This window comes from uncultured Sphingorhabdus sp., from assembly GCF_937872355.1.
Classification (GTDB): domain Bacteria; phylum Pseudomonadota; class Alphaproteobacteria; order Sphingomonadales; family Sphingomonadaceae; genus Sphingorhabdus_B.
In genome coordinates this window covers 1-4,756 of record NZ_CALMSV010000281.1, presented here as the reverse complement: position 1 = coordinate 4,756, position 4,756 = coordinate 1, and the positions used below count along the sequence as shown (strand labels likewise).

Genomic DNA, 4,756 nt, shown 5'->3' with positions numbered 1-4,756 from the left:
AGCTGGGTTCAGAACGTCGCGAGACAGTTTGGTCCCTATCTGCCGTGGGCGTCGAAATTTGAGAGGAGTTGACCCTAGTACGAGAGGACCGGGTTGAACATACCTCTGGTGTACCTGTCGTGGCGCCAGCCGCGCAGCAGGGTAGCTATGTATGGACGGGATAACCGCTGAAAGCATCTAAGCGGGAAGCCTCCCTCAAGATTAGATTTCATCGAGTCGTGATAGACCATCACGTTGATAGGCTGGATGTGGAAGCGCAGTAATGCGTGAAGCTAACCAGTCCTAATTACTCTTTTCGCACTTTAGAGTCCCACCATCAACGTCAGTTCTGGAAACAGACTGCCGATGGTTGGATGATATATCCAGACCAGCACGGGCATCGATTATAACCCAAACTCGCTATTTAGAGCGCCTGCTTCATTGCTTGGTGACCATAGCATCAGTGACCCACCCGATCCCATCTCGAACTCGGCCGTGAAACCTGATTGCGCCGATGGTACTACCGCTTAAGCGTTGGAAGAGTAGGGCGTCGCCAGGCATTGCAGCAGGCGCTTTGATAACGAGCACGGTTCAAAACCCATTCACAGTTTCAAAAAGGCGGCACCGGACGAAAGTTCGGTGGTCGCCTTTTTCTTTTTTTGGACTAATCACTTGTGATTGGTCTTGGTTGGCGCGGGATGGAGCAGCCCGGTAGCTCGTCAGGCTCATAACCTGAAGGTCGTAGGTTCAAATCCTACTCCCGCAACCAGCAAAAACAGCCCGCCTTGTGCGGGCTTTTTTGTTGGTGGCCGCGAGTATCAGGAATTGAGCCTCGTTCAGCCGGAGCCTTGCGAAGCGAGGCGGAGATCACGGGCGCAGCCCGTAAATCCTACTCCCGCAACCAATCCAATAAGCCGCCTTAGGGCGGCTTTTTTTGTTTTGGGATTGCGTCATCGGTTTAAGCTCGATAGCGCAATATACATGTCCGATTGCGAAACCTGTGTCGTCCGCAACCGCGCGATTTGCTCGGCTTTGATGCCCGACGAATTGTCGGCGCTGGGGAAGTTGGGCCGCAAGCAGGTGGTCTCACGTGGCCAGACTTTGGTCTGGGAAGGCGATGAATCGCTGGTCGTTGCCAATGTCATCCAAGGCGTCCTGAAGCTTTCGGTATCGACGCAGGATGGCCGTGAACAGATTGTAGGCGTTGTTTTTCCATCGGATTTTATCGGCCGTCCCTTTGGCAAAGAAAGCCCTTATGGGGTCACCGCGCTGACCGATGCCGAGGTGTGTATCTTTACGCGCACCGCGTTTGACGGCTTTGCGAAGGAACATCCCGACCTGCAGCACAAGCTGCTCCAACGCACGCTTGATGAGCTCGACCGTGCGCGGCAATGGATGATGTTGCTTGGTCGCAAGACCGCGAGCGAGCGGATCGCCACATTGCTGATCGAAATATCCGACCGGCTGGGCGCTGTCGGATGCAGTGCCATTGCCCCCTTTCTCGACAAGTTCGAATTGCCGATGGATCGCCAGCAAATGGGTGATCTGCTTGGCCTCACCATCGAAACGGTCAGCCGCCAGCTTACCAAGCTGAAAGAGGCTGAAATCATTGAATTGCCCGACCGGCGCAGCGTCGTCATCAAGGACCGCCGCAGGCTCGAAAACATCGCAACAGCTGCCTGACGGCAGTTGCAAAATGTGCAAGTCTGTTTGCTTGACTTAGGTCAATGCGGACTCGCGCCGACGTTGCGATGCGCTTTGATGCCAATTCCCCTGTCCAGGGGGAAAAGTAACGGGGAAATATCATGGAAAGATTGATGATGCGGGGCGGGGCTTGGTTGGCCATAGCTTTGGCCTTGCTCCTTGCGGCAGCAGCCAGTGCGGATTGGGCCTTTTCGGTTCATATGAGCATTGCTTGCCTTGCTGCTTTGATTGCCGCCTTTGCCAGCGCAAAGGGATTTGACTTCATCACCCAACGCTATCCGGCGTTGTCGTCACAGGCCGCATCGACCTATGATGACGACTTGGTCCGGCTCGGTGTGATTGCGACTATATTCTGGGGATTGGCCGGATTTCTGGCTGGCCTGTATATCGCGCTGCAACTCGCTTTCCCGGCTCTCAATCTCAATCTGGAATTCACGACTTTCGGACGCTTGCGGCCGCTGCATACGTCGGCGGTTATCTTCGCGTTCGGAGGAAATGCGCTGATTGCCACCAGTTTCTACGTGGTCCAGCGCACGTGCCGGGCGAGACTTGCCTTCCCCGGTCTCGCCCGGTTTGTCTTCTGGGGCTACCAGTTGTTCATCGTGCTCGCCGCCACCGGATATCTCCTCGGCGTTACCGAGGCACGTGAATATGCGGAGCCAGAATGGTATGTCGACCTTTGGCTGACTGTCGTCTGGGTGTCCTATCTGGCGGTTTTTGTCGGCACGATCATGCGCCGCAAAGAACCCCACATCTATGTGGCAAACTGGTTCTACCTCGCCTTTATCATCACCATCGCGATGTTGCATCTCGTCAACAATCTGTCGATGCCCGCCAGCCTGCTCGGCACGAAGAGCTACAGCGCCTTTGCCGGCGTACAGGATGCGCTGACCCAATGGTGGTATGGCCATAATGCGGTGGGTTTCTTCCTGACCGCAGGCTTCCTGGCGATGATGTACTATTTCGTGCCGAAACAGGCCGAACGTCCGGTCTACAGCTATCGCCTGTCGATCATCCACTTCTGGTCGTTGATCTTCCTCTATATCTGGGCGGGTCCGCACCATTTGCACTATACCGCGCTGCCCGATTGGGCGCAGACGCTGGGCATGGTCTTCTCGATCATGTTGTGGATGCCCAGCTGGGGCGGGATGATTAACGGTCTGATGACGCTCAATGGCGCGTGGGACAAGATCCGTACCGATCCGATCACCCGCATGTTCGTCATGAGCCTCGCCTTCTACGGCATGTCGACCTTCGAAGGGCCAATGCTGTCGATCAAGGCGGTGAACAGCCTGTCGCACTATACTGACTGGACCATTGGTCACGTCCACTCTGGCGCGTTGGGTTGGAATGGTATGGTGACCTTCGGCTGCCTCTATTATCTCGCACCGCGCCTGTGGAACCGCCAGCGTCTCTATTCGCTGCGTATGGTGAACTGGCACTTCTGGCTCGCCAGCGCAGGGATCGTTTTCTACGCCTCGGCCATGTGGGTCTCCGGCATCATGCAGGGCCTGATGTGGCGAGAATATGGGGCGGACGGTTATCTCGTCTACTCCTTCGTCGAAACGGTCGATGCGATGTTCCCGATGTATCTGATCCGCGCCTTTGGCGGCTTGCTCTACCTTGCAGGGGCCTTGGTGATGACGGTCAATATCTGGAAGACGATCGCCGGTTCGCCGCTCCGTGAAGAGCTGCCGATGACCGAAACACCCTACAATCCTGAAGCGGACCGCCCGGCGGTTGCCGTACCGGCCGAATAAGGAGCAACAACGATGGCATTCCGTATCATTGAACATGGCAAGCTGGAGCGTAACGTTGCCCTGCTTGGCCTCTTCGCTCTGGTCACCGTCGCAATTGGCGGTCTGGTGCAGATCACGCCACTCTTCTGGATCGACTCTACGGTTGAAAAGGTGGAGGGGATGCGGCCGTACACACCGTTGGAGCAAGCCGGTCGCAACATTTACATGCGTGAAGGCTGCTATGTCTGCCACAGCCAGCAAGTACGCCCGTTCCGCGACGAAGTGGAACGTTATGGGCAGTACAGCCTTGCCGCAGAAAGCATGTACGACCACCCGTTCCAATGGGGTTCAAAGCGTACCGGGCCTGATCTGGCGCGGGTTGGCGGTCGCTATTCAGATGAATGGCACCGCGCGCATTTGAAAGACCCGCGCGCGGTTGTGCCTGAATCGATCATGCCGCCTTATGCCTTCCTTGCCGAACGCGATCTCAATGCAGGCGACATGACCAAGCATCTGACCGCGCTGAGCCGGGTTGGCGTGCCTTACAGCAAGGAAGCAATTGCCGAGGCGAATGCCGATCTGGTCGCTCAGGCCGACCCCAATGCCGACAGCGAAGGGCTGAAAAAGCGCTACGCCAAGGTCCAGATTCGCGATTATGATGGCGATCCGTCACGCGTAACCGAAATGGACGCCTTGGTTGCCTATCTGCAGATGCTGGGCACGCTGGTTGACCACAAGAAAGCGGCTGCACAGCAGGTGCCCAACGCGGAGGCAGCGAAATGAACTATGAATCCGCACGCGCATTTGCCGACAGCTGGGGGCTGGTATTCACCTTCCTCCTCTTTCTGGGGCTCATCGGTTGGACATTTCGCAAGGGGGCAAGCCGCGACCATGACGCTGCGGCGAACATGATTTTCAGGGACGACGACAATGGCTAAAAAACCTGGTGACGACACCCAACGTATCGACCAGCCCACGGGCACGGCCTTTGTCGGCCATGAATGGGACGGTATCGAGGAACTGAATACACCGCTCCCGCGCTGGTGGTTGTGGACCTTTTATACCACGATCATCTGGGCGCTGGCTTATGTCATCATGTACCCGGCATGGCCGCTGGTCGATAGCGCGACCAAGGGGATGCTGGGCTGGACGAGCCGGGGGCAGTTGGCCGCAGAAATACAGGCGGCGGATGCGAAGCGTGCGCCATTGGTAAATGCGCTGGCTGCCATTCCGGTTGAGCAATTGGTAGCCGACCAGAAGCTCTACCAAGGCGCAGTTGCTGGCGGCGCTGAATGCCGCCGGGGTGGCGGGGCATTTCACCTATGTCTCCACCG

5 protein-coding genes, 1 tRNA gene and 2 rRNA genes are annotated in these 4,756 nt (G+C 56.9%); all 8 read left to right on the top strand.

The annotated features are described in order from the left end of the window. Window positions 1-305: ribosomal RNA gene (locus Q0239_RS17945) — 23S ribosomal RNA — on the top strand; the annotation flags it as partial. Between the two features lie 118 nt (window positions 306-423). Beyond that, window positions 424-538: ribosomal RNA gene (gene rrf / locus Q0239_RS17940) — 5S ribosomal RNA — on the top strand. A 133-nt stretch (window positions 539-671) separates the two neighbouring features. Then, window positions 672-748 (top strand) — tRNA-Met (locus Q0239_RS17935). 212 nt (window positions 749-960) lie between these two features. After that, window positions 961-1,662 carry a Crp/Fnr family transcriptional regulator gene (locus tag Q0239_RS17930; protein WP_298605413.1) on the top strand — a complete coding sequence of 234 codons (702 nt, stop codon included), beginning with the start codon at window positions 961-963 and terminating at the stop codon, window positions 1,660-1,662. 122 nt (window positions 1,663-1,784) lie between these two features. Next, window positions 1,785-3,443 (top strand): cytochrome-c oxidase, cbb3-type subunit I, encoded by a 1,659-nt coding sequence (ccoN, locus tag Q0239_RS17925; RefSeq protein WP_298605411.1) that lies wholly within the window; start codon window positions 1,785-1,787, stop codon window positions 3,441-3,443. 12 nt (window positions 3,444-3,455) lie between these two features. Next, entirely contained in the window at window positions 3,456-4,205 is a 750-nt protein-coding gene (ccoO, locus tag Q0239_RS17920) for a cytochrome-c oxidase, cbb3-type subunit II (protein ID WP_298605409.1), read from the top strand. Then, complete coding sequence (locus Q0239_RS17915; RefSeq protein ID WP_298605406.1) at window positions 4,202-4,360, top strand: cbb3-type cytochrome c oxidase subunit 3; 159 nt, start codon at window positions 4,202-4,204, stop codon at window positions 4,358-4,360. The genes ccoO and Q0239_RS17915 overlap by 4 nt, the downstream gene beginning before the upstream one ends. Next, on the top strand, window positions 4,353-4,756 hold a 404-nt coding region (locus tag Q0239_RS17910; RefSeq protein WP_298605404.1), incomplete at its 3' end, for a cbb3-type cytochrome c oxidase N-terminal domain-containing protein. The genes Q0239_RS17915 and Q0239_RS17910, both read left to right, overlap by 8 nt.